General features: G+C 36.2%; 23 protein-coding genes. 15 read left to right on the forward strand and 8 right to left on the reverse strand.

From position 1 onward, the window contains the following. Window positions 1-37 precede the first annotated feature (37 nt). The 3 genes from KW2_RS01935 to groL all read left to right on the forward strand — a co-directional run bounded on the left by KW2_RS01935 (window position 38) and on the right by groL (window position 2545). On the forward strand, window positions 38-427 hold the full coding sequence (locus KW2_RS01935; RefSeq protein ID WP_021036727.1) for a single-stranded DNA-binding protein: 390 nt from the start codon (window positions 38-40) through the stop codon (window positions 425-427). Window positions 428-545: 118 nt separating this feature from the next. Continuing rightward, window positions 546-830, forward strand: a complete 285-nt coding sequence (groES, locus tag KW2_RS01940; protein ID WP_011834459.1) for a co-chaperone GroES — start codon at window positions 546-548, stop codon at window positions 828-830. Window positions 831-916: 86 nt separating this feature from the next. Next, a complete protein-coding gene (gene groL, locus KW2_RS01945; protein WP_011675465.1) occupies window positions 917-2545 on the forward strand; it encodes a chaperonin GroEL in 1629 nt (542 codons plus the stop codon). 49 nt (window positions 2546-2594) lie between these two features. Here groL and KW2_RS01950 read toward each other — a convergent pair whose 3' ends face one another. The 3 genes from KW2_RS01950 to yycF all read right to left on the reverse strand — a co-directional run bounded on the left by KW2_RS01950 (window position 2595) and on the right by yycF (window position 5719). Next, on the reverse strand, window positions 2595-3407 hold the full coding sequence (locus tag KW2_RS01950; protein WP_021036728.1) for an MBL fold metallo-hydrolase: 813 nt from the start codon (window positions 3405-3407) through the stop codon (window positions 2595-2597). A gap of 190 nt (window positions 3408-3597) precedes the next feature. Beyond that, the gene (locus KW2_RS01960; protein ID WP_021036729.1) at window positions 3598-5025 is read right to left on the reverse strand and encodes a sensor histidine kinase; all 1428 of its coding nucleotides are present in this window, start codon (window positions 5023-5025) and stop codon (window positions 3598-3600) included. Continuing rightward, window positions 5018-5719 carry a response regulator YycF gene (gene yycF, locus KW2_RS01965; protein WP_003131580.1) on the reverse strand — a complete coding sequence of 234 codons (702 nt, stop codon included), beginning with the start codon at window positions 5717-5719 and terminating at the stop codon, window positions 5018-5020. The genes KW2_RS01960 and yycF overlap by 8 nt, the downstream gene beginning before the upstream one ends. Window positions 5720-5896: 177 nt before the next feature. On the opposite strand from yycF, the gene tmk reads away from it, so the two are divergent. From tmk to rsmI, 5 genes are all read left to right on the forward strand, one after another. Beyond that, complete coding sequence (gene tmk, locus KW2_RS01970; RefSeq protein ID WP_021036730.1) at window positions 5897-6532, forward strand: dTMP kinase; 636 nt, start codon at window positions 5897-5899, stop codon at window positions 6530-6532. 133 nt (window positions 6533-6665) lie between these two features. After that, window positions 6666-7526, forward strand: a complete 861-nt coding sequence (locus KW2_RS01975; protein ID WP_021036731.1) for a DNA polymerase III subunit delta' — start codon at window positions 6666-6668, stop codon at window positions 7524-7526. 49 nt (window positions 7527-7575) lie between these two features. Continuing rightward, entirely contained in the window at window positions 7576-8358 is a 783-nt protein-coding gene (gene ricT, locus KW2_RS01980) for a PSP1 domain-containing protein (protein ID WP_011834464.1), read from the forward strand. Further along, entirely contained in the window at window positions 8351-8677 is a 327-nt protein-coding gene (gene yabA / locus KW2_RS01985) for a DNA replication initiation control protein YabA (protein WP_011675472.1), read from the forward strand. Before ricT ends, yabA begins: the two co-directional genes overlap by 8 nt. Continuing rightward, the gene (gene rsmI / locus KW2_RS01990; RefSeq protein WP_011834466.1) at window positions 8677-9552 is read left to right on the forward strand and encodes a 16S rRNA (cytidine(1402)-2'-O)-methyltransferase; all 876 of its coding nucleotides are present in this window, start codon (window positions 8677-8679) and stop codon (window positions 9550-9552) included. Before yabA ends, rsmI begins: the two co-directional genes overlap by 1 nt. Before the next feature lie 77 nt (window positions 9553-9629). Here the strand turns inward: rsmI and KW2_RS01995 are convergent, their stop codons facing one another. The 3 genes from KW2_RS01995 to KW2_RS02005 all read right to left on the reverse strand — a co-directional run bounded on the left by KW2_RS01995 (window position 9630) and on the right by KW2_RS02005 (window position 11647). Continuing rightward, on the reverse strand, window positions 9630-9821 hold the full coding sequence (locus KW2_RS01995; protein WP_011675474.1) for a hypothetical protein: 192 nt from the start codon (window positions 9819-9821) through the stop codon (window positions 9630-9632). A 74-nt stretch (window positions 9822-9895) separates the two neighbouring features. Continuing rightward, window positions 9896-10705 carry an ABC transporter permease gene (locus tag KW2_RS02000; protein WP_021036732.1) on the reverse strand — a complete coding sequence of 270 codons (810 nt, stop codon included), beginning with the start codon at window positions 10703-10705 and terminating at the stop codon, window positions 9896-9898. Between the two features lie 12 nt (window positions 10706-10717). Next, the gene (locus tag KW2_RS02005; RefSeq protein WP_021036733.1) at window positions 10718-11647 is read right to left on the reverse strand and encodes a daunorubicin resistance protein DrrA family ABC transporter ATP-binding protein; all 930 of its coding nucleotides are present in this window, start codon (window positions 11645-11647) and stop codon (window positions 10718-10720) included. 131 nt (window positions 11648-11778) lie between these two features. Here KW2_RS02005 and KW2_RS02010 point away from each other — a divergent pair, with 131 nt between their 5' ends. Next, a complete protein-coding gene (locus KW2_RS02010) occupies window positions 11779-12279 on the forward strand; it encodes a MarR family winged helix-turn-helix transcriptional regulator (RefSeq protein WP_015082048.1) in 501 nt (166 codons plus the stop codon). A gap of 130 nt (window positions 12280-12409) precedes the next feature. Here the strand turns inward: KW2_RS02010 and mvk are convergent, their stop codons facing one another. Then, window positions 12410-13342, reverse strand: a complete 933-nt coding sequence (mvk, locus tag KW2_RS02015; protein ID WP_021036734.1) for a mevalonate kinase — start codon at window positions 13340-13342, stop codon at window positions 12410-12412. Between the two features lie 308 nt (window positions 13343-13650). Between mvk and mvaD the strand changes: the two genes are divergently transcribed. The 5 genes from mvaD to KW2_RS02040 all read left to right on the forward strand — a co-directional run bounded on the left by mvaD (window position 13651) and on the right by KW2_RS02040 (window position 20134). Next, window positions 13651-14607, forward strand: a complete 957-nt coding sequence (mvaD, locus tag KW2_RS02020) for a diphosphomevalonate decarboxylase (RefSeq protein WP_011834473.1) — start codon at window positions 13651-13653, stop codon at window positions 14605-14607. After that, entirely contained in the window at window positions 14594-15583 is a 990-nt protein-coding gene (locus KW2_RS02025; RefSeq protein ID WP_021036735.1) for a mevalonate kinase family protein, read from the forward strand. The genes mvaD and KW2_RS02025 overlap by 14 nt, the downstream gene beginning before the upstream one ends. 125 nt (window positions 15584-15708) lie before the next feature. Further along, on the forward strand, window positions 15709-16755 hold the full coding sequence (fni, locus tag KW2_RS02030) for a type 2 isopentenyl-diphosphate Delta-isomerase (RefSeq protein WP_041168678.1): 1047 nt from the start codon (window positions 15709-15711) through the stop codon (window positions 16753-16755). A 153-nt stretch (window positions 16756-16908) separates the two neighbouring features. Beyond that, entirely contained in the window at window positions 16909-17529 is a 621-nt protein-coding gene (locus tag KW2_RS02035; RefSeq protein ID WP_003131560.1) for a superoxide dismutase, read from the forward strand. A gap of 250 nt (window positions 17530-17779) precedes the next feature. After that, window positions 17780-20134, forward strand: a complete 2355-nt coding sequence (locus tag KW2_RS02040) for a carbon starvation CstA family protein (RefSeq protein ID WP_011834476.1) — start codon at window positions 17780-17782, stop codon at window positions 20132-20134. Window positions 20135-20314: 180 nt separating this feature from the next. Here KW2_RS02040 and KW2_RS02045 read toward each other — a convergent pair whose 3' ends face one another. After that, window positions 20315-20974, reverse strand: a complete 660-nt coding sequence (locus KW2_RS02045) for an FMN-dependent NADH-azoreductase (protein ID WP_021036737.1) — start codon at window positions 20972-20974, stop codon at window positions 20315-20317. A gap of 86 nt (window positions 20975-21060) precedes the next feature. On the opposite strand from KW2_RS02045, the gene KW2_RS02050 reads away from it, so the two are divergent. Beyond that, window positions 21061-21999 carry a helix-turn-helix transcriptional regulator gene (locus KW2_RS02050; RefSeq protein WP_021036738.1) on the forward strand — a complete coding sequence of 313 codons (939 nt, stop codon included), beginning with the start codon at window positions 21061-21063 and terminating at the stop codon, window positions 21997-21999. Window positions 22000-22048 lie beyond the last annotated feature (49 nt).

The raw sequence follows: 22048 nt of genomic DNA on the forward strand, positions 1-22048 counted from the left end.
TCAAACTTTACGTATAGAAAGTTAGGAGGATTTTATAATGAATAAAACCATGTTGATTGGTCGTTTAACAAACGCACCTGAAATTTCGAAAACAACGAACAATAAATCTTATGTCCGTGTGACTCTGGCAGTCAATCGCCGCTTCAAAAATGAAAAAGGAGAGCGAGAAGCAGACTTTATCTCGATAATTTTATGGGGGAAATCAGCAGAAACATTGGTTTCCTATGCTAAAAAAGGAAGTCTTATTTCTGTAGAGGGAGAGATTAGAACTAGAAATTATACTGATAAAAATGAACAGAAACACTATATTACAGAAATCTTAGGTTTGAGCTATGATTTATTGGAAAGTCGTGCGACTCTTGCCTTAAGAGAAAGCGCTGTAAAGACTGAGGAACTCTTACTTGAAGCTGATGAGCTCCCTTTCTAATTTATTTGATTAAATCTAAATGTTTTCTCTTGACTAAATCTGACCATTGAGATAAAATAAGAATATGTTAGCACTCAACTATTAAGAGTGCTAAAAATAAAAAATGGAGGAAAGTATAATGTTGAAACCTTTAGAGAATCGCGTAGTTTTACGTGTAAAAGAAGAAGAGGAAAAATCTATGGGCGGAATCGTATTAACGAGCGCTTCCCAAGAAAAACCTCAAACAGCTGAAGTTATTGCTGTCGGTGAAGGGAAAACAACTAATCATGGGACACTGATTTCTCCACTCGTAAAAGTTGGAGATACAGTAATTTTTGAGAAATTTGCTGGAACGACTGTCAAAATGGACGGTGAAGAATTCTTGATTCTCAAAGACTCAGACCTTCTTGCAATTGTAGAGTAAAAATATAAAAGCAATCAATTTTTGATTGTCTTTTGTCTATCTTAAAATCTATTAATTAAAAATATATTCTTAAAAAAGGAGCTAAAATGTCAAAAGAAATTAAATTTTCAAGTGATGCTAGAACAGCGATGATGCGCGGAATTGATATTCTTGCCGATACAGTAAAAACAACTCTTGGGCCAAAAGGGCGTAATGTTGTTCTTGAAAAATCATATGGTTCACCTTTAATTACAAATGATGGTGTTACAATTGCCAAAGAGATTGAACTTGAAGACCATTTTGAAAATATGGGAGCTAAACTTGTTTCGGAAGTTGCTTCAAAAACAAATGATATTGCAGGTGATGGAACAACAACAGCGACAGTTTTGACACAAGCTATTGTTCGTGAAGGATTGAAAAATGTTACTGCAGGTGCAAATCCAGTTGGTATTCGCCGAGGAATTGAACTCGCAGCTGAAACAGCAGTTGCTTCAATTAAAGAAATGGCAATTCCTGTTCACGATAAATCAGCAATCGCTCAAGTTGCTACCGTTTCATCACGTAGTGAAAAAGTTGGGGAATATATTTCTGACGCAATGGAGCGTGTAGGTTCTGACGGAGTTATCACAATCGAAGAATCAAAAGGAATGCAAACAGAGCTTGATGTTGTTGAAGGAATGCAATTTGACCGTGGATACTTGAGTCAATATATGGTTTCTAATACAGAGAAAATGGTTGCTGAGTTAGATAATCCTTATATTCTGATTACGGATAAAAAAATCTCAAATATTCAAGAAATTTTACCGCTTCTTGAACAAATTTTGAAAACAAATCGTCCACTTTTAATTGTTGCTGATGATGTTGATGGAGAAGCATTGCCAACTCTTGTTCTTAATAAGATTAAAGGGGTCTTCAACGTAGTCGCTGTAAAAGCACCGGGATTTGGTGACCGCCGTAAAGCTCAATTGGAAGATTTAGCTATCTTGACAGGTGGTACAGTAATTACTGAAGAACTTGGCCTTGATCTTAAAGATGCTACACTAGAAGCTTTAGGACAAGCTGCTAAAGCAACTGTTGATAAAGACCATACAACAATTGTTGAAGGTGCTGGTTCTGTTGATGCCATTTCTGATCGTGTGGCTATCATCAAAGCACAAATCGAAAAAACAACTTCTGATTTTGACCGTGAAAAATTGCAAGAGCGCTTAGCGAAATTAGCTGGCGGAGTTGCGGTAGTTAAAGTAGGAGCCGCAACAGAAACAGAACTTAAAGCAATGAAACTTTTGATTGAAGACGCACTTAATGCAACACGTGCTGCTGTTGAAGAAGGTATCGTTTCTGGTGGTGGTACAGCTCTTGTTAATGCCATCGCAGCTTTGGATAAACTTTCAGAAGAAGGCGACATTCAAACAGGAATTAACATCGTTCGCCGTGCCCTTGAAGAACCAGTTCGTCAAATCGCGGCCAATGCAGGATATGAAGGTTCAGTTATCATTGATAAACTTCGTTCAGAAAAAGTTGGTACAGGATTTAATGCAGCGACAGGTCAATGGGTAAATATGATTGAAGAAGGAATCGTTGACCCGGCAAAAGTGACTCGTTCAGCTTTGCAAAATGCAGCTTCTGTTGCTGGATTAATCTTGACTACTGAAGCAGTTGTGGCTAATAAACCAGAACCAGCTGCTCCAGCTATGCCTCCAATGGACCCTAGCATGGGAATGGGTGGTATGATGTAATAAAAAAAAGAACCCGAGTGGGTTCTTTTTTATTTTTTAATGATTAATGTTAGATATCATAAAGGGGACTTGCATGTTCATGGCTGGTATCAAGAATTTTTAATTCATTTTTTGTATCCACATCGTGTTGTTGGAGATAACCGTCCATGGTAAGATGAGCAAGTTCTTTAATATTATTATTTAGACTTAAGTGTCCCAAAAATATTTTTTTTGTTTTATTCCCATGAATGTTAAAGGCTGCTTCGGCACCATCTTCGTTAGATAAATGACCTTGGTCACTTAGAATACGTTGTTTTGTTCGCCAAGGATAGGCACCCATTCTTAGAATTTCAATGTCATGATTAGACTCCATTAGATAAGCATCAGCATTTTCAATGGTTCCACGCATACGATCTGAAACATATCCTGTATCAGTCAACATAACGAAACTTTTATCATCTTTCATGAAACGATAAAATTGTGGGGCAATAGCATCATGGCTGACACCAAAAGATTCAATATCAATATCACCAAATGTCATCGTTTTTCCCATCTCAAAAAGATGTTTTTGCTCAAGAGGAATTTTTCCTAAAGCGTTTTTACCATCAAGTTCAGACCATGTATCTTCATTCGCATAAAGGTCAATCCCATATTTACGGGCGAGCACACCAATTCCTTTGATATGGTCACTATGTTCGTGCGTAATTAAAAGTGCATCAATATCATGGATATCACGGTCAATCTCCGAGAGTAAACTTTCTATTTTTTTTCCAGATAGTCCGGCATCAACAAGCATTTTTTTCTTAGGAGTTTCTAAGTAGAAGGAATTTCCAGTTGATCCAGAGGCTAGAATGGAATATTTAAAGCCATTTTGTTCAGTCATAATGACTATTGTAGCAGAAAAAGTCAGGGATTGCTATGAGACTTATTATTTTATTGGAAATAAATTGAGCTTGAAAAAATTTTTCTTTGATGAAGAAGTCTATGTAAGAAATAATAGATTTTTTCCCCGAAAAAGAGTTCACGGATTTGACAGTGAACTCTTTTTGTAGTTTGAATTAGGAAGGACAATTTTATTCAAAATCATCAGCAGCGTCATCCCAATATTCGGAAGTTTCAGAAGAATATGGCAGTGTGAAACTGAAAGTTGTTCCTTTGTCTTCGCCTTCGGAGCTTGCAAAAATTGTTCCGCCATGTATTTTGACAATGTCATGGACAATAGATAAGCCTAAACCTGTTCCACCTACTTTTGAATTTCTTGAAGCATTATCTACTCGATAGAAACGGTCAAAAATCTTAAGTAAATCAGATTTTGGAATTCCCATTCCTTCGTCTTTAATCGAAATTAAGACATCTCGTTCACGAGTTTCAACGGAAATTGTAATTGTACCACCTTTTGGTGAATATTTAATGGCATTACCAATGATATTATCAATGACTTGGGCGATTTTATCGGTATCAATTTCTACCCAGATTGGCTTGTCAGAATACTTTCTAACGAGTGTAAAATTGGATGAAATTAAATCATTTGATTCAGTTTCTAAAATCTGGTCTAATCGATTAATTTGATAGTCTAAAAAGGCAATTAAATTAATGATTTCTTTATTAAGAACAATTCGATCTTGGTCCATTCTTGACAATGTTAAAAGATCAGAAATCATCCGAATCATTCGATTGGTTTCGGTTAGTGAAACACCGATGAATGAAGAGGCTGTTTCTTTATCATCAATTGCGCCATCTTCTAATGCTTCAAGATAGGCCTTGACGGAAGTAAGAGGAGTTCTTAATTCATGCGAGACGTTAGAAACAAAAAGACGACGTTCACGTTCTGCTTTATCTTGTTCGGTCATGTCGTGCAAGACAGCAATAATTCCTGAAATGAACCCTGACTCACGACGAAAGAGTGCAAATTTGATGTGGAGTGAAATTGATTCATTCCCAGCATCGTGTGTTTCGATGGTTATTTCAGGTTCTTTTTCAAGTAAATCATAAAAGTTATACTGGTCTGCGATTTTCAAAACATCAACAATATTCTTTTCCATTAGAAGCTCATTACTTGTGTTTAGGTAATGGAGGGCTGACTTATTAGCCATGATGATATTACCACGGCGATCTGTGGCAATCACTCCGTCAACCATGTAGGCAAGAATGCTATCTAATTGATTGCGTTGATTTTCAAGATTATTTTGAGTCCGAACAATGTCCTCACCAAGCTTCAAAATTTCTTCATATAATTCATTGATTTCACTTGTCCCTTTTGGAATTTTATCTCTATTCAAATAACCGTTTTTTATATCGTTCATTTGTTTAGAAACATTCACAATCATTCGATGTTGCTGATTGAGAAAAACCAGAACAAAAACGAGTGAAAATAAATAATAACCAATAAAAGTACTAAGATGAATGAGATTATAATCGAAATTGCTCATGAAAAGAATGACAAAAAGAAGTAGGTGGGCAACTACTCCTTTAAAAATCATTGAATTAAAAAATTTAATCATGTGGGTTGCTCATGTAATAGCCAACCCCGCGGCGTGTTGAAACGTATTGTGGACGGCTTGGTGTATCTTCAACTTTTTCACGCAAGCGGCGGACTGTAACGTCAACTGTACGCACATCACCAAAGTAATCGTAGCCCCAAACTGTTTCCAAAAGATTTTCACGAGTGATAACTTCGCCGAGGTGTTGAGCAAGATAATAAAGTAATTCAAACTCACGGTGTGTGAGGTCAAGTTGTTTATCATTTTTGTAAGCAGCATAATGCGCTGGATTGATACGGAGATTTCCGATAATCAATTCTTTCTTAACATTATCAGTAGATTCAGCAGGTGCGACATTGATACGACGCAAGTTTGCTTTAATACGAGCTAAAAGTTCGCGATTTGAAAATGGTTTAGTGACATAGTCATCTGCACCAAGTTCAAGTCCAATAACTTTATCAAACTCGCTATCTTTAGCTGACACCATGATAATAGGAGTGTCAGAGGTTTTACGGATTTCACGTGCAACATCAAGACCGTCAAGTTTTGGTAACATCAAATCAAGTAAAATAAGGTCAGGTTGTACTTCTTTAAAAGCTTCAAGGGCTTCTTCGCCATCGAAAGCTGTAAATACTTCAAAACCTTCTTTGGTTAAATTAAATTTTACGATATCTGAGATTGGTTTTTCATCATCAACAACAAGAATTTTTTTCATAGTTGTCCTTTCAAGTAGAAATTTTTTTATTGAATATTACTTGGATTTATTTGATTTAACAAACCAAGTAAGCTGTTTCAGTTATATTATACAATTTTTAGTAAAATTACGCAAAAAGTGACCCCTATATTTTTAGAAAAAAGATAAAAAGTTTGATTTTTTGATATAATAGAGGCTATGAATGGAATTTTAATTTCCCTAGAGGGACCTGATGGAGCAGGAAAAACAACAGTTTTGCAAGAAATTTTGCCTGAAATCCAAAAAATGAAGCGTGAAGTTGTCCCAACTCGAGAACCAGGTGGGGTTCGAGTGGCTGAAGAAATTCGTCAAATTATTCTCGATCCAAAGAATACAGAGATTGATTCAAAAACAGAATTGATGCTTTTTGCGGCGGCGCGCCGTTTACATATGCAAGAAAAAATGTTGCCAGCTTTACGAGCAGGTAAGGTTGTCATTGTTGACCGATTTATTGACTCCTCTGTCGCTTATCAGGGTTATGGCCGTGATTTGGGTGTTGAGGTGGTGGATTGGCTTAATTATTTTGCAACAGATGGTTTAAAACCTGATTTGACTTTATATTTTGATATTGATACAGATGTTGCACTTGAACGGATTATGAAAAATCGAGCGGATGAGGTCAATCGCCTAGACTTAGAAAGAGCTGAGATGCATCGAAAAGTTCGAGAGGGTTATTTGGAAATTGTTGCAAAAGAACCTGAGCGTTTTGTAAAAATAGATGCGAGTCAATCTTTGGAAAAGGTTGTATCTGATACACTTGAAGTTCTGAAAAAAAGATTTGTCAGTGAATTTTAAAGACAACTTAATCTGTCAGCAAATTTAATAAATTGATAAATACTGACAAAAATAAAAAAATACGTAGATGTCAAAAAAAATTTTTTATTTTGTTATTTAAAATAGATTTGGTAAATATTTAGAAAGGTTTCTTGTGGAAATAGTAGATATTCAGCCTCAACTTTATAAGCAATTTTCAACAATTTTGCAACATGGAAAATTAAGCCATGCTTATTTATTTTCAGGTGGATTTGGTTCTTTTGAATTAGCAATTTGGTTGAGCCAAGCCCTATTTTGTGAGAATCCTGAGAATTCTCTTCCTTGTGGGTATTGTCGCTCTTGTCGTCTGGTTGCTCAACAGGAATTTGCCGATTTGCACATCGTTGAACCGGATGGACAGACGATAAAAACCGCACAAATTCGTGATTTGACACAGGTTTTTAGTGAATCTGGTTATGAAGGAAAACAGCAAGTTTTGTTAATTAGGGAAGCAGAAAAAATGCATCCTAATGCGGCAAATGCTCTATTGAAATCTATTGAAGAACCTGAGACAGAAATTGTTGTTTTTTTACTGACAGATAATGAGAACATGATTTTGCAAACGATAAAATCACGGACACAGATTATTAATTTCCGGAAAAACGTTCAATTTTTACAAGATTTTCTTGAAAAAAATGGAATTTTAAAAACGCAAGCAGAACTCCTAGCTGAAATTTGTAATTCTACTGACAGAGCTTTAGAATTGGCCCAACAAAGTTGGTTCAATGAAGGACTTCAGAGAATTCAACATTTTGTTAAACTTCTAAAAAAATCAGCTGACGAGGCCTTTTTATACTTGAAAGATTTGGTTGAAATTTTTGATGATAAAGAAAAGCAAAATCAAGCTTTTGAACTTTTATTGCAACTATTTAATCAAGAAAGAATGAGTCAAGAACTTCTAAAAACCTTTCAGGCAATTAAAATGTGGAAAAGTAATGTTCGATTTGAGTCAAGTTTAACTTTTATTGTTCTGTAAAACTTGGTCAGCAACCCTTTAATCAGAAATCTTATATCAGGAGAATAAAATGATTTATGAAATAAAATTTGCGCATGGTGAATCTAATATATTTGCAACAAGTGAGGCAGAATTAGTCCCACAATCAGAAGTCATCATTCGTTCAGAAAAAGGAACTTTTTACGGGAAAATTATTCGTAGTTTTTCTGATGATGCTAATCTTGAAACTCATCATACAATTGAACGGGAAGTCACTGATGAAGATTTAGAAGTAATCTTAAAACTTGAAGAACTTTCAAAAAAGGCAAAAGATAAGGTTCGACAACTCGTTGTGGAACAAGAACTCGAGATGAAAATTATTGATGTGGCTTACACTTTCGATCAAATGCAACTCTTTATCTCTTTTACCGCTGAAAATCGAGTTGATTTTCGGCTACTGCTCCGTGAATTAGCAACGACTTTTCGGATTAGAATTGAACTTCGACAAATTGGACCAAGAGACGCGGCGAAAATTCATGGTGGACTCGGACCGTGCGGACGTCCTTTATGTTGTTCGGAATTTGTTTACGAGTTTCCGAATGTTTCTATCAAAATGGCCAAAAATCAAAATTTATCTTTAAAACAAAATAAATTGAATGGACTTTGTGGTCGTTTAATGTGTTGTTTAACTTATGAAGATAGTTTTTATAAAGAAGCCCAACAACTTTTTCCAGATTTTGGTGAATTTGTAACCACCTCAGAAGGAAAAGGAAAAGTTGTTGGCTTAAATGTTTTAAAAAATAGAGTGAAAATACGCTTTGGAGAATATAGCAAGGATTTTGAACTTGCAGAGATTGAGGTGAATCATGGCTGATAAATATGATGTTTTTGACCAATTGGGCGAGCTTGAAAATACATTAAATACCACATTAACGCAAATTTCGGGAATTCGCCAAGTGCTTGAAGCATCAATGACTGAAAATGCAACTTTACGCATGGAGTTGGAAAAATTGCGTGATCGACTTGCTGAATTTGAAAAGAAAGAAGTTAAAAAAGAAACGCCCAAAGATCAACCCAACCCTAATCTCATTCAAATTTTTAATGAAGGATTTCATGTTTGTCATTTACATTATGCTGAACGGTTGGCTGAAGGGGAATCTTGCTTAGATTGTTTGGAGCTTTTATATCGCTAATGGAAAATAAATTTAATATTCAACGGTCATTCAAAGGAGTGAAAACTGCTGGAAGTCTCTACTTGGTGCCGACCCCCATTGGGAATATGCAGGATATGACTTTGCGCTCACTGGAAACTTTAAAAACAGTGGATTTGATTTGTTCAGAAGATACTAGAAACACTTTACGACTTTTGAATCATTTTGAAATAAAAGTGCCCCAAGAATCATTTCATGAGCATAATTCGCAAGAAAAAATTCCAAAATTGATTGACTTTTTAAAATCAGGTCAATCAATTGCACAGGTTTCTGATGCAGGAATGCCATCAATTTCTGACCCTGGACATGACTTGGTTTTAGCTGCAATTAAAGAAGAAATTGATGTCGTTGCGCTGCCAGGAGCTTCCGCGGGAATTACTGCTTTGATAGCTTCAGGCTTAGTGCCTCAGCCTCATATTTTTTATGGTTTTCTTCCTCGTAAAAAAGGAGAACAACAAAAATTTCTGAAAACAAAACTTGCTTACCCTGAAACACAAATTTTCTATGAGAGCCCATTTAGAGTTGCTGATACTTTATCCAATATGCAAGAAATCTATGGGGATAGAGAAGTGGTGCTTGTTCGTGAGTTGACCAAGATTTATGAAGAATATCGCCGAGGAAAAATTTCTGAGGTTTTGAATTCTTTAGTTGAGCAACCCATTAAGGGAGAATGTTTAATTATTGTTTCGGGAGCGGATGAATTAGTTCAAGAAATTCAGGAGCCAGAGCTGACAGCACTGGAAGCTGTCAAAAATTTAGTGGCGCAAAATGTAAAACCAAATGTCGCCATTAAAGAAATTGCTAAAGAACGAGGCTTAAATCGCCAAGATTTATATGCAGAATTTCATGATTTATAATAATAAAAAGTTACTGACAGAATTCTTGTCAGTAACTTTTTGTATTTTTGATGAATTATAATTTCTGTCAGTAAAATTTAACAATGCCCATCAACATTTTCATTAATCCATTTTTGCTTTTCTTCATCAAAAATTCGTAATGACTTTTGTGAACGGACAAAATCAATGATTTCTTTACGATTTAAGTGAGTTTTACTGACAGCAGATCCAACGGTTACAATTTCCATTTTTTCAATGAGTGATTGAAGTATTTCATATTGATTTTCCATTGTTTGTCCTTTCGTTTACTGATTGTATTATACTACTTTTATCTCTGTTTATGGAAACAAAATAACAGCACTGCTTAGTTTTTCTTTGAATAAGCAAGAACGGTAACGGGTGCTAAAATGAGAACAATCAGAAGGCTGATTAGAAGAACCAACCAGGCTTCATGACCAAAATTACCATTATATGCCACTTCTTTAAAGGCAGTAATCAAATGAGAAACAGGATTATTTTCGGCAATGACTTTCAGCCATTTTGGTAAAGAAGTGACGGGAATATAAGCATTTGACAAAAAGGCCAAAAACATGGTCAAAAAACTCGAAATGGTTGTCACAGTTGCTGCACTTTTAGCAAGGACACCAACTAAAGCAAAGAGCCAACTGAGCGCCCAAGTTGTAACGATTGCAAGGCCAATTGCAACAAGCAGCCAACCAAATCCGCCGCTTGCTCGCCAACCGAGAGCTGCACCTGTGCCTAATGCAAAGACAGCGGCAATAATATAACGGATAATATCCGAGATTAACGTTCCCGCTAAGGGTGCAATTCGTGAAATTGGCAAAGAATTGAAGCGGTCTGTGGCTCCCTTGTCCAAATCCTCACGAAGTTGGGTTCCGGCAGCGCCAGATGCCATAACAAGTGTTTGGATTAAAATTCCGGGAACAACAAGAGGGAGATAAGCTTTGACATTTCCCATGATTGCTCCACCAAAAAGTTGGGAGAAAACGATGACCATGATAATTGGCATGACGGTCACATCAAATAGTTTTTCTGGGCTATGTTTGACTTTGAGAAGTTCACGCTTGGCCATGACGATAATATCTGTCAACCAAGATTTTAAACTGATTGTTTTCATCGTTGTAGTATTTTTGTTAATTACAGTTGTGTCCATTTTTATTTTCTCCTATTTTCCTGTCAGCTCAAGAAAAACTTCATCAAGTGTTGGTTTACGTGTTTCAAATTCATTGATGGCTATGTGTTCAGTTTCCAAAAGTAAAAGAATTTGTGTCATGATTTTTGTGTCAGTTACTTTGATTGACAAAGTTGCAAATTCTGGTAGAACAATCACTTCAATATTGAATTTTTGTTCTATCATTTCTTTGGCTTGTTTAATTTGACTGCTTTTAATCAATGAGAGCTCAAAAGTGGTTTCTCCCAAAATGTTTTTAAGCTCTGACGGGGTGCCTTGCGCGATGACGCTTCCATGGTCAATGATGGCGATACGGTCAGCCAATTGGTCAGCTTCGTCCAAGTATTGTGTAGTCAGAACGATGGTTGAACCGCCTTTGACCAACTCACGAATTGTCTTCCACATTTCCCCACGTGTTCTGGGGTCAAGACCTGTTGTTGGTTCGTCAAGAAAGATAACCGGGGGTTTAGTGATTAGACTAACAGCCAAATCTAATCTTCTTCTCATTCCACCTGAAAAAGCACTGATGGATTTGTCCTTAGCTTCTGTCAGTGAAAATTGTTTGAGCAATTCGAGGCCGCGTTTTTTGGCTTCTTTTTTAGATAGACCATTTAACTGACCAAAAATAATCATGTTTTCCATCCCTGTCAGTTCCTCATCAACTGAAGCATATTGACCTGTCAGCCCGATAAAGTTTCGAACTTTTGCACCGTCTTTGGTTAGGTCGTTTCCAAAGATAGAAGCAGAACCAGATGTTACTTTTGTTAATGTTGCAAGCATTCTTAAGAATGTGGTCTTCCCTGCACCGTTAGGTCCAAGAATTCCAAAGATTTCTCCTTGATGGACATCAAGTGAAATACCATTTACTGCGTTTTTACCCTCAAAGTTTTTGACAAGATTTGTAGTTGAAATTGCGAGTGCCATTATTATCTCCTTTTTCATAAGGTTACCTTACGAAAAATATTATAAGCCTCCCTGATTAAATTGTCAAGAAAAAAGTATGGGACCCTGATTATATTTTTTATAAATGCTAAAAAATGTGATAAAATAAGACTATGACAAAGAAAAAAGAAAATACAAGTCAGGGATTTATTCGTTATGTTACACTTCTTTTTTGGTATTTGAGAAAGAGTAAAAGTGTCACAAGAAAACAAACAGTGGAATATTCTCGATTACAAGGACAGGGACAAATTTTAAATATTCTAATGGAAAACAGTAAGATGACGCAAAAAAATCTGGTAGCTCAACTGGATATGCGCCCCCAGTCTGCTAGTGAAATGATAAAAAAATTGGAAAAGAAACAATTTATTTCACGTCAAAAAGATGCTCAAGATAAGCGTGGATTTATCATATCACTAACTGAAAAAGGGAAGGCTGTTTTGGAAGAAAGTGCAGAACAAACAGAACTTGTTCCAGGCATTATGACAAGCTTTACAGAAGAAGAAAAAATTGAATTTGCAAGATTAATTGGCAAACTCCAAAGTGAACTAGATGAAAAAATCAGTCATGAAGATGACCGAATTAAGGAACAATATAATCGTATAGCAGGAAATTAGTTGTTTTTGGTATTTGGAAAATAAAAAATCGAGATTATATGATCTCGATTTTTTTATTAATCAACTATAAAAGTGACAGGATTAATTATTGGAGGTGTCACTTTATAAAAAAAGATGGCGATTAACCATCTTAAAAGGAGTAAATCCACGTGTTTTTAGCCCCATTTTTTAGGAGGCGTTGACTGATGCGAATCGCATCTTTTTCATTTTCAGCCAGTGCAACCATGACTCCACCAAGTCCAGAACCAGTCAATTTAGCGCCAAGGGCTCCATTTTTTCGAGCCGTATCAACTAAATTGTCTAGCCGGGGGTGAGAAACACCGAGTTCTGAAAGTCTTTCATGAGCTTTATTCATGACGTGACCAAACTCTTTGAGTTTATCGGTCATTAAAAAGGCTTTTGAGTCTTTGGCTAATTGCCCGAGGTCATTAATTGAGTTTTGAGTTTTTTCATTTTCCTCAACAAGTTTTTCCCGAACAATATTGATAGCTTGGCTAGTAAAGCCATGCACACCAGTATCGCCAATGACGATAAAACCATGAAGATTTAGTTCAAAGGGTTCAATTGTGCTGTCTTTAATAAACCACAAAGGGTGCTCAGAATTAACTGTCGCGACATCAATTCCAGAAGATTTACCATGGGTAATATTTTCAGAAAAATTGGCATAAAAAAGTAAGTCTTTTTGTGGAAGTTCAGCATCAAAGAAATCATAAAAGGCTCTGATGATGGCTGTTGCCAAAGAAGCAGAGGCACCTAAACCACGTCCTTGAGGAATGTTTGAATCAATTTCTAAAGAAAAAGGCATTTTTGAAGAATGAAATTTAGCGAGTAAACGCATGATGAGTTGACGAATTCCTTCAAATTCATCTCCCATTAAATCAAGTCTTCGACGAAATTCATTATTTTCAATGTATTGGCCATATTTTGATGAAGTAATTGTCACTGTAGTTTTAAGAATTGTTACAGGTAAGGCAATTGCTGGCTGACCATATACAACGGAATGTTCTCCAATTAAGATTAGTTTGGAATGGGCAATTCCCGTCCCCATTTTATTGATAGTCATTTTTAACAATTCTCCTGCTAGATTAGTTTGTCATTTGATAAATGTAAACTGTAAATTAGCATATTTTTGGTTAAATTAAGTCAGATTGAGGCAAAAATACTCGATAGACTTTCTTCCAATATCATACATTTTGAATACAAAAACGTACCTGACAATTTTATAAAATTTCTTCTTGAAAATCAAGCTTTTGTTTCTATTTTGACTTTTAAATTATGATTTATGATAAAAATAAGTATTTTTTAGACAGAAAATTATCTTTGAGAATGATAAGAGATAAGAAAGAATTGTTTTTTTGATATAATAGTTTCATGAAAAATATTGTTACTGCACGGGCGCATACGAATATCGCCTTGATTAAATATTGGGGAAAAACGGATATTGCTCTAAATATCCCGACGACATCTTCTTTGTCAATGACCTTGGAGCCATTTTATACAACAACCTCGGTTGAATTTACTGACAATGAGTCTGACTCATTAATCTTAAATTCAGCGATGGAAGATAGCAGTCGTGTCAGCAAATTTTTGGAAATGATGCGTGGACAATATGGAAATTTCCCTAAAGTAATGATTCAATCAGAAAATCATGTTCCAACAGCGGCTGGATTAGCGTCAAGTGCTTCAAGTTTTGCTGCACTTACAGCTGCTATGTTTGGACTTTTAGACTTAGAAAAAGATGATTCCGAAATGTCACGGATTGCCAGACGGGGTTCGGGTTCCGCTTCTCGTTCAATTTTTGGAAATTTTGCTGTTTGGAATAAAGGGGAGAATCATCAGTCTTCCTTTGCTGAATCTTTTTACAATAAAGACATTGGGCTTTCAATGATTGTTGCCGAAATTTCTTCCGAAAAGAAAAAAATGTCATCAACAAAAGGAATGCAATTGGCTCAAACAGCGCCAACTTATGGTGCTTGGGTCGAAAAATCAGCAATTCAACTTGCAGAAATGAAACAAGCAATCCTCCAAGCTGATATTGAAAAAGTGGGTCTAATTGCTCAAGATAATGCTCTTGGCATGCATGAACAAAACCGTCTATGTCTTGAACCATTTGACTATTTCACCTCTGAAACGCAACGTGTTGTAGACTTTACAAAAGAATGTTATAAAGCGGGCTTACTCGCCTTTGTGACCATTGATGCTGGGCCAAATGTAAAAATTATTACTGACCATGCGACAGAAAAAATCTTGTTGACCAAGTTAAAAGCAGAGTTTCCAGAATTAACTTTTGATATTGCACGTGCTGGAGGCGCTTATGAGTATCTCTGAGAAGAAAATTAAGACAAAGATACCGGGGAAACTTTTTTTTGCAGGTGAATATGCGGTCACAAAAGAAGGAAATCTTGCCCTCATTACGACAATTGAAACAAATTTTGAAATGAGTATTTCAAGAGCGAGTGACAAATCGGTTCTCAAAACAAATGTTGGACTTGCTGATTTTGAATTTTCATTGACCAAAATTGAATTTGATAAAGAAAGTCCTTGGAATTTTGCGCTGACAGCCTTAAAAAATACTTTGTCAGCTGTTGACAGTTCTAAAAAAGAGTCTGTCAGTAAAATTTCTGAGCTGTCAGTAGAAATATGCCTTGAAATTCGGAGTGATTTAGGCTTTGGTGAAAATAAAAAAGGCTATGGCTCAAGTGCATCAGTTGTTTGTGGCGTAGTCAATGCGGTTAACCAATTTTTTGATTTACAACTTTCCCTTGAAAAACGGTTTGAAATTGCAGCAAAGACCCATTTTGAAGTGCAAGGTTCTGGTTCAATGGGGGATATTGCGGCTATTATGTATGGTGGCTCAGTTTTCTATCAGAATCATAACCGTATCCTTCCTCTTGAGATTCCTTGGAAAACCTATGTTGTTCAAACAGGAAAAGCAGCCAAAACTGCTGAAAAAATCAAAATCAAACTCTCTGATGAATTTTATCAAACTTCAAATGAGTTAGTTATCGAAATGGCAACAGCGATTGACATTCAAGATTTTAGCTTATTCAAAGAAAAATTATCAGAAAATCAACTTTTACTTTTGGAAAATATTCCAGAAGGCTATATGACTAAAGAACTAGCTCTTGCATTAAACTTGCTCAATAGCTATCCAGAGCTTGCCGCTAAAATCTCTGGTGCTGGATTTGGGGAGAACCTTATTTTGTTTGCTCAAAATTCAATGGCTATTGCTGAGGTTCAAAAAAAATTATCCGAATATGGAATCAATCTTGAAGAGTTTAAGATTGCTCAAAAAAATAACTGAGTTTAACCTGCTAAAAACTAAAAAAGAAAACAAAGATAGATTTAAGCCTGTACGAGCCTGATTTTTCTTACTTTTCCTGTTTTTAAAAGACTAGGTTTTACACTTAATGAATTGAGAAATAAATGATGAAAAGTGAAAAAGAAATCCATCAACATCGTAAAGACGAACACCTATCATTAGCATACAAATATTGGAAAGAAGAAAGAAATCAAACTTTGGGCCTGACTTTTTCTGATGTCCGAATCATTCCTAATACATTACCAGAACTTTCAACTGAAAAAGTAGAGCTTTCGTCAAAAGTTTTTGGTCAGGATTTTGAATTTCCTTTTTATATCGAAGCGATGACTGGTGGAGGCGAGCGTGCAGATAAAATTAATCAGACTTTGGCCGAAATTGCGAAAAATCAACATCTAGCCATGGCAGTTGGTTCACAATCCATTGCCCTGAAATTTCCAGAATTAGCCGCAGGCTTTACAGAGGTTCGTAAAATTCATTCTTCTGGTTTTCTCTTTGCCAATCTTGGAGCTGGACATTCTTTAGAGAATGCTAAGCGAGCGGTAGAGATGATTGAGGCCAATGCTTTAGAAATCCATGTCAATACAGCGCAAGAATTGCCAATGGATGAAGGAGACCGTGAATTTTATTGGTTAGAAAACATTAATGAAATTGCAAGTCAACTAGAAGTACCAGTCATTGTCAAAGAAGTTGGCTTTGGCATTTCCCAAAAGACCTTTAAAGAACTTTCTAAAACAGCTGTTTCGGGAATAAATGTTGGTGGAGCTGGCGGAACTAATTTTGCTTGGATTGAGCGTAAACGGAGCAAAAATGGTTTTGATTTGGACGATTTTGGTTTTTCAACTCTTGAAAGCCTGCTGGAGGCTAAAACGGCAGAGAATACCAAAAGCTTAGTTGCTACTGGGGGAATTTCCTCGGCTCAAGATATTTTTAAATCTTTGATTTTAGGTGCCGATTTGGCAAGTTCAGCGGGTTTTATTTTGAAAAATCTCATGCAAACAGGTCCTGAAAAGGTAGAAGAAATTCTTGAGCAATGGAAGCAAGATTTGAATAAATTATTTGTTCTGACAGGTTCAAAAAACATAGCAGAATCCCACAATGTAGATCTACTTTATTCAGCGAAAATGCTCGATTTTATCCAACAAAGAAAAAAATAAATTATAAATCAAATCATTTGGCAATGATTTCAAAAACGACTATAATGAGAATAGAATTAAAAAATAATCTAACTGAATCCCATTCTCAATCTGGTCAAAATACCCAAGTATTAAGACTTCAAAATGGATTCACATCTTAAAAGGAGAATTACTATGGCATTTACATTACCTGAACTTCCATATGCGCCAAATGCGCTTGAACCTTTCTTTGATGAAGCAACAATGCGTTTGCATCATGGAAAACATCATCAAACTTATGTGAATAATCTTAATGCAGCAATTGAAAAACACAATGAACTTGATGACCTTAGCCTCGAAGAATTATTGACTGATTTGTCAGCAATCCCAGAAGACATTCGTACAGCTGTTCGTAACAACGGTGGTGGTCATTTGAATCATAGTCAATTCTGGCTTTGGCTTCGTCCAAACACTGACGGTTCTGAAAACCATGCTGACGGCGAAATTGGGGATGCAATTGCGAAAGAATTTGGTAGTTTTGAAACTTTCAAAACAGAATTTAAAGCTGCAGCCACAGGCCGTTTTGGTTCAGGCTGGGCTTGGTTAGTTGTTGATGAAGCTGGCAAATTGAAAGTTGTATCAACTGCAAATCAAGATAATCCAATTTCTGAAGGATTGACACCAGTTTTGGGACTTGATGTTTGGGAACATGCTTACTACCTTAAATATCACAATGTACGTCCTGACTACATTGAAGCATTCTTTAACCTTGTAAACTGGGATAAAGTCAATGAACTTTACGCTAAGGCAAAATAAAATAATCAATGAAAGACTCTCCTTTTTGGGAGAGTCTTTTTATTTTACAGAAGAATTAGAAAATGAAAAGAATTTTCTGTGTAAAATTCATCTTGTATTTTACAAAAAGATGTTTTAAAGAGATTTTTTTAAACATAAATGCTTATCTTTTTGATTAAATAGTGCTAAAATATCATTGTAATCGGTTACATTTTGCTTTTAAAAAATAAGAAAGGTAAATACATCAAAAGATGTATAGGAATAAAGGATTATGAAAGATGATGGAAACTCTTCAAACTTTACTGATGAAGAAGAGCTGTTTTTGTTACGCAATAAAGAAGGAAAAATTGTCGGAATCAAGGATTTAAAGCAGGCAAATTTTCAAGAAACCATGAAAGACTGGAAAGAACATCTGCCAAAACCTAGCTTATTATCAATTATTATTTGGGTGGCTGTTGCTTTACTGGGTGGTCTTGCTTGGTCATTAATTGCGCTAGCTCAAGGGGAAACGATTAATGCGATTTGGTTTGTTATTGCAGCTGTTTGTTCTTATTTAATTGGTTATCGTTTCTATGCTTTATATATTCAACGCAAAATCATGCGTCCTAATGACTTGCGAGCAACACCGTCAGAAGCTCATAATGACGGAAAAGAATTCGACCCAACCAATCGAGTGGTTTTATTCGGACACCATTTTGCATCAATCGCTGGAGCTGGGCCTTTGGTTGGACCCGTTTTAGCGGCACAGATGGGTTACTTACCAGGGACAATTTGGATTATTTTTGGGGTTATTTTTGCTGGTGGGGTACAAGATATGCTTGTTCTCTGGTATTCTCATCGTCGTCGTGCAAAATCAATTGGGGCAATGGCTCATGATGAAGTAGGTAGATTTGCTGGTGGCTTGACATCATTTATTGTTTTTATCATGACCATGATTGTTCTTGCTGTTTTAGCTTTGATTTGTGTGACGGCAATGGCAAATTCTGCTTGGGCGGTCTTTTCGATTGGAATGACGATTCCAATTGCCTTACTAATGGGGATTTATCTAAAATACATCCGTCCTGGTCATGTTAATGAAATTTCAGCAATTGGTTTTATTTTACTTTTAGTGGCTATTTTTGGTGGTCGTTGGGTTTCAGAATCTTCATTTGCTCATATTTTCATGCTTTCGCCAACGGCTTTGGTATGGTGGGTCATGGGCTATACTTTTATTGCGGCGATTATTCCCGCTTGGATTTTACTTACGCCACGTGACTATCTGTCAATGTTTATGAAAATTGGGACAATTGCTATTTTAGCAATCGCTGTCGTTGGTGTGCGTCCTGATGTCACGATTCCAGCTCTGACAAATTTCGCACATAATACAGATGGCCCAGCTTTTGCCGGTTCACTCTTTCCGTTTTTATTCGTCACGATTGCCTGTGGGGCCTTGTCAGGCTTTCATGTCATGATGTCTTCTGGGACAACGCCCCATTTGATTGCCAAAGAATCGCAAACGCGTATGATTGGTTATGGTGGTATGTTATTTGAGTCATTTGTTGCCATTATGGCTTTAGTCGCTGCGATTTCTCTTAATCCGGGGATTTATTATTCAATGAACACACCCCAAGCCAGTATTCAAAAACTAGCAGGTTCAAGTTATCAAGCAGATAAAAGTGCCGAATATAATGCTTCTAAGGCTATTCCCAATGTTGCGATGATGCCAGATGGCTCAAAACTCAGTATTGATTGGGAAGGAACGACTGGCGAAAAAGCACTTGAGCAAGTTGCAAAAGATGTTGGCGAAAAATCGATTGTTTCACGGACTGGTGGGGCACCAACGCTGGCTGTTTCAATGTCAAACATTCTACATAAGGTGCCAGTTATTGGTGGGACAAATATGATGGGCTTCTGGTATCATTTTGCCATTATGTTTGAGGCACTCTTTATCCTGTCAGCCGTTTCAGCCGCAACCAAGTCCACTCGTTATTTACTTAATGATGCGCTTCGAGGCTTCAAAAAATTAGGACGGTTGGGCGATGATGATTGGCTACCAAGTAAAATCGTGACAACAGCGGTCATTGTTGGTGTTTGGGGAGCTTTACTTTTGATGGGCGTTTCTGACCCCAACGGTGGGATCAAAATCATGTATCCGCTCTTTGGGATTTCTAATCAGCTGATTGCAGCTGTGGCTCTCGCCATTGTCTGCGTCATGGTTATTCGTAAAGGTTACCTCAAATGGGTTTGGATTCCTGCCATTCCATTGGTCTGGGATGTTTGTGTGACCTTTGCTGCCAGCTGGCAAAAAATCTTTTCTACGGATGTAAATATTGGGTATTTTGCTTCTTATTCAGCAGCGAAAAGTCAAGTAGATTCAGGAAAATTGACAGGTTTATTATTAACCAATGCGCAAGCAACCATGCGAAATACGATGATTCAAGGAATTCTGTCAGTAATTTTCTTGCTTTGCGTGGCCATATTATTAGCAATTTGTGCCGTGAAAGTTGTCAAGATTTTGCAAACCAATAAAGTCGGTGATAAGTTCAGCTCAGAAGAAGCTTTTGAAGAGTCCAACCTTTTTGAAACTTCAAGTTTCTGGCCAAGTCATCTTGAACATAAGGTTTTAAAAAGCAAAGTTAAAAATTAATGATGAATAGAAAATGAAAAGTTACTGATAGAAATTTCTGTCAGTAACTTTTTTATGGATCATCTGATGCTTTGATTATTTCAATCGATACAAGTGTGGATAGAATCATCAGCAGAGTTGATAATTTACTTAGCCACAATCTGACCACACACTGCAATCATGGTCAGCTGTCAGTAATTTTTAGTAGAAGTTTTTTAAAGCTTTGTCCAAATTTTCTTTTGCTTTATCAAGAATTTCATTTTTAGCTAAAGTGGCGGTGCCTTCAGCCCGGACAATTTCAAAAGTATCAAAGCCCATGATTTCTGAAAAAATCATTTTGAGATATTGTGGAGCAAAGTCTAAGTCTTGATAAAAATTATTTTCGCTATAAACTGAACCACTAGCAAAGAGTAAAAGCGCTCTGTAATCATCAGTCATCAATCCGGTAGATACTTTCCCTTTCTCATCAGGGGAATCAAGATATTTGAAGGTTTCACGAGCTATTAGGATATTGTCAATGTAATCTTTAAGGCGTGAAGTAATATTAAAATTATGCAAGGGTGTGACAATGACTAGGCGATGATGTTCCTTAAACTCTTTTAATAGTCGTTCAGAAGTCTGGGCAATATTAAGCTCGTCAGCAGATAATTTTTCGCCAGCAGCTTTTTTGTCCCAAATTTTGAGCAGTTGATTTTGCTCAATTCGTGGCAAATTGCCATCAAGGTCATAAAGATTAAAAATAGTCAGATCATCTTCGGAAAATTGACTCTTGTAATTAGCTAAAAATAGTTCTTGAAGTTGATTGGAAAAGTGATTCAAATTATTAAAATCGGGATGAGCGTTAATTAATAAAGTTTTCAATGATAGTTCCTCATTTCTTTTGATAAAATAATTATAAAGCATAAAGGTGACAAAATAAGACACCTTTAAAATAAAGGAAAATATTAATGAAAAAGGCAGAACGATTAAATCAGGAACTTATTTTTTTAGGAAATAAGGAAGGATTTCAGCTCAAAGATTTGATGGAAGAATTTCAGATTTCCAAAAGAACAGCCCTAAGAGATGTTGAAGAATTAGAAGGGATGGGTCTGCCCTTTTATACCGAAAATGGGAGATATGGTGGATATAAGTTGATTAATCAAGGCTTATGGACACCGGTTTATTTTAATAATGATGAAATTGAAGCCATTTTCTTTGCCTTAGATGCCCTAAAACTACTTTCAAGTAGTCCTTTTGAAAAATCTTACCGTCATATTCGGCAAAAATTATCTGCAACTTTACCCGAAAGTCAGCAAGAATATATCAGTAAAATGCTGACAGTAGTTAATTTTTACGGAATTGCGCCTGTCAGTAAAGTGACTGATTTAAAATTACTGATGACAGCGATTTTGTCAGAGAAAATTGTCAAAATGACTTATTCACAGTATGAAATAAAAGAAATTGAGCTTCAAATTTACGAAATATTTTATCGAAATGGCTTGTGGATTTGTAGTGCCTATGATGTTAACCAAGAAAAATGGGGAACTTATCGCTGTGATTACATGTCAGAGGTCGAAATCATTGATGATGGGCGTCAAACTAAAAAACTATCTGAATTAAAAATGATACAAGAGACTTATGAGAGAAATTATCATGACATCCCCTTTCGCTGTCGACTGACAGATTTTGGAAAGGAGTTATATCTCAAGCACCATTATCCGAATATGCACCTAGAAGAAATTGCTGGGATTGCTTATCTTGTAGGTGCTTATCACGCGGACGAGCTGACATATATGACTCATTACCTTTGTTCTTATGGAAATCATCTAGTTATTGAAGAACCGCAAGCACTGATTGACAGCTATCTCAAACAGCTTTCGGAAATGAAGGCGGTTTACCAAGAATAAGTCCGTCACAAGGGGAAGGACAGGTTTCTTAAATGTTTTTTTTCTGATA

The organism is Lactococcus cremoris subsp. cremoris KW2 (genome assembly GCF_000468955.1).
Lineage (GTDB): Bacteria > Bacillota > Bacilli > Lactobacillales > Streptococcaceae > Lactococcus > Lactococcus cremoris.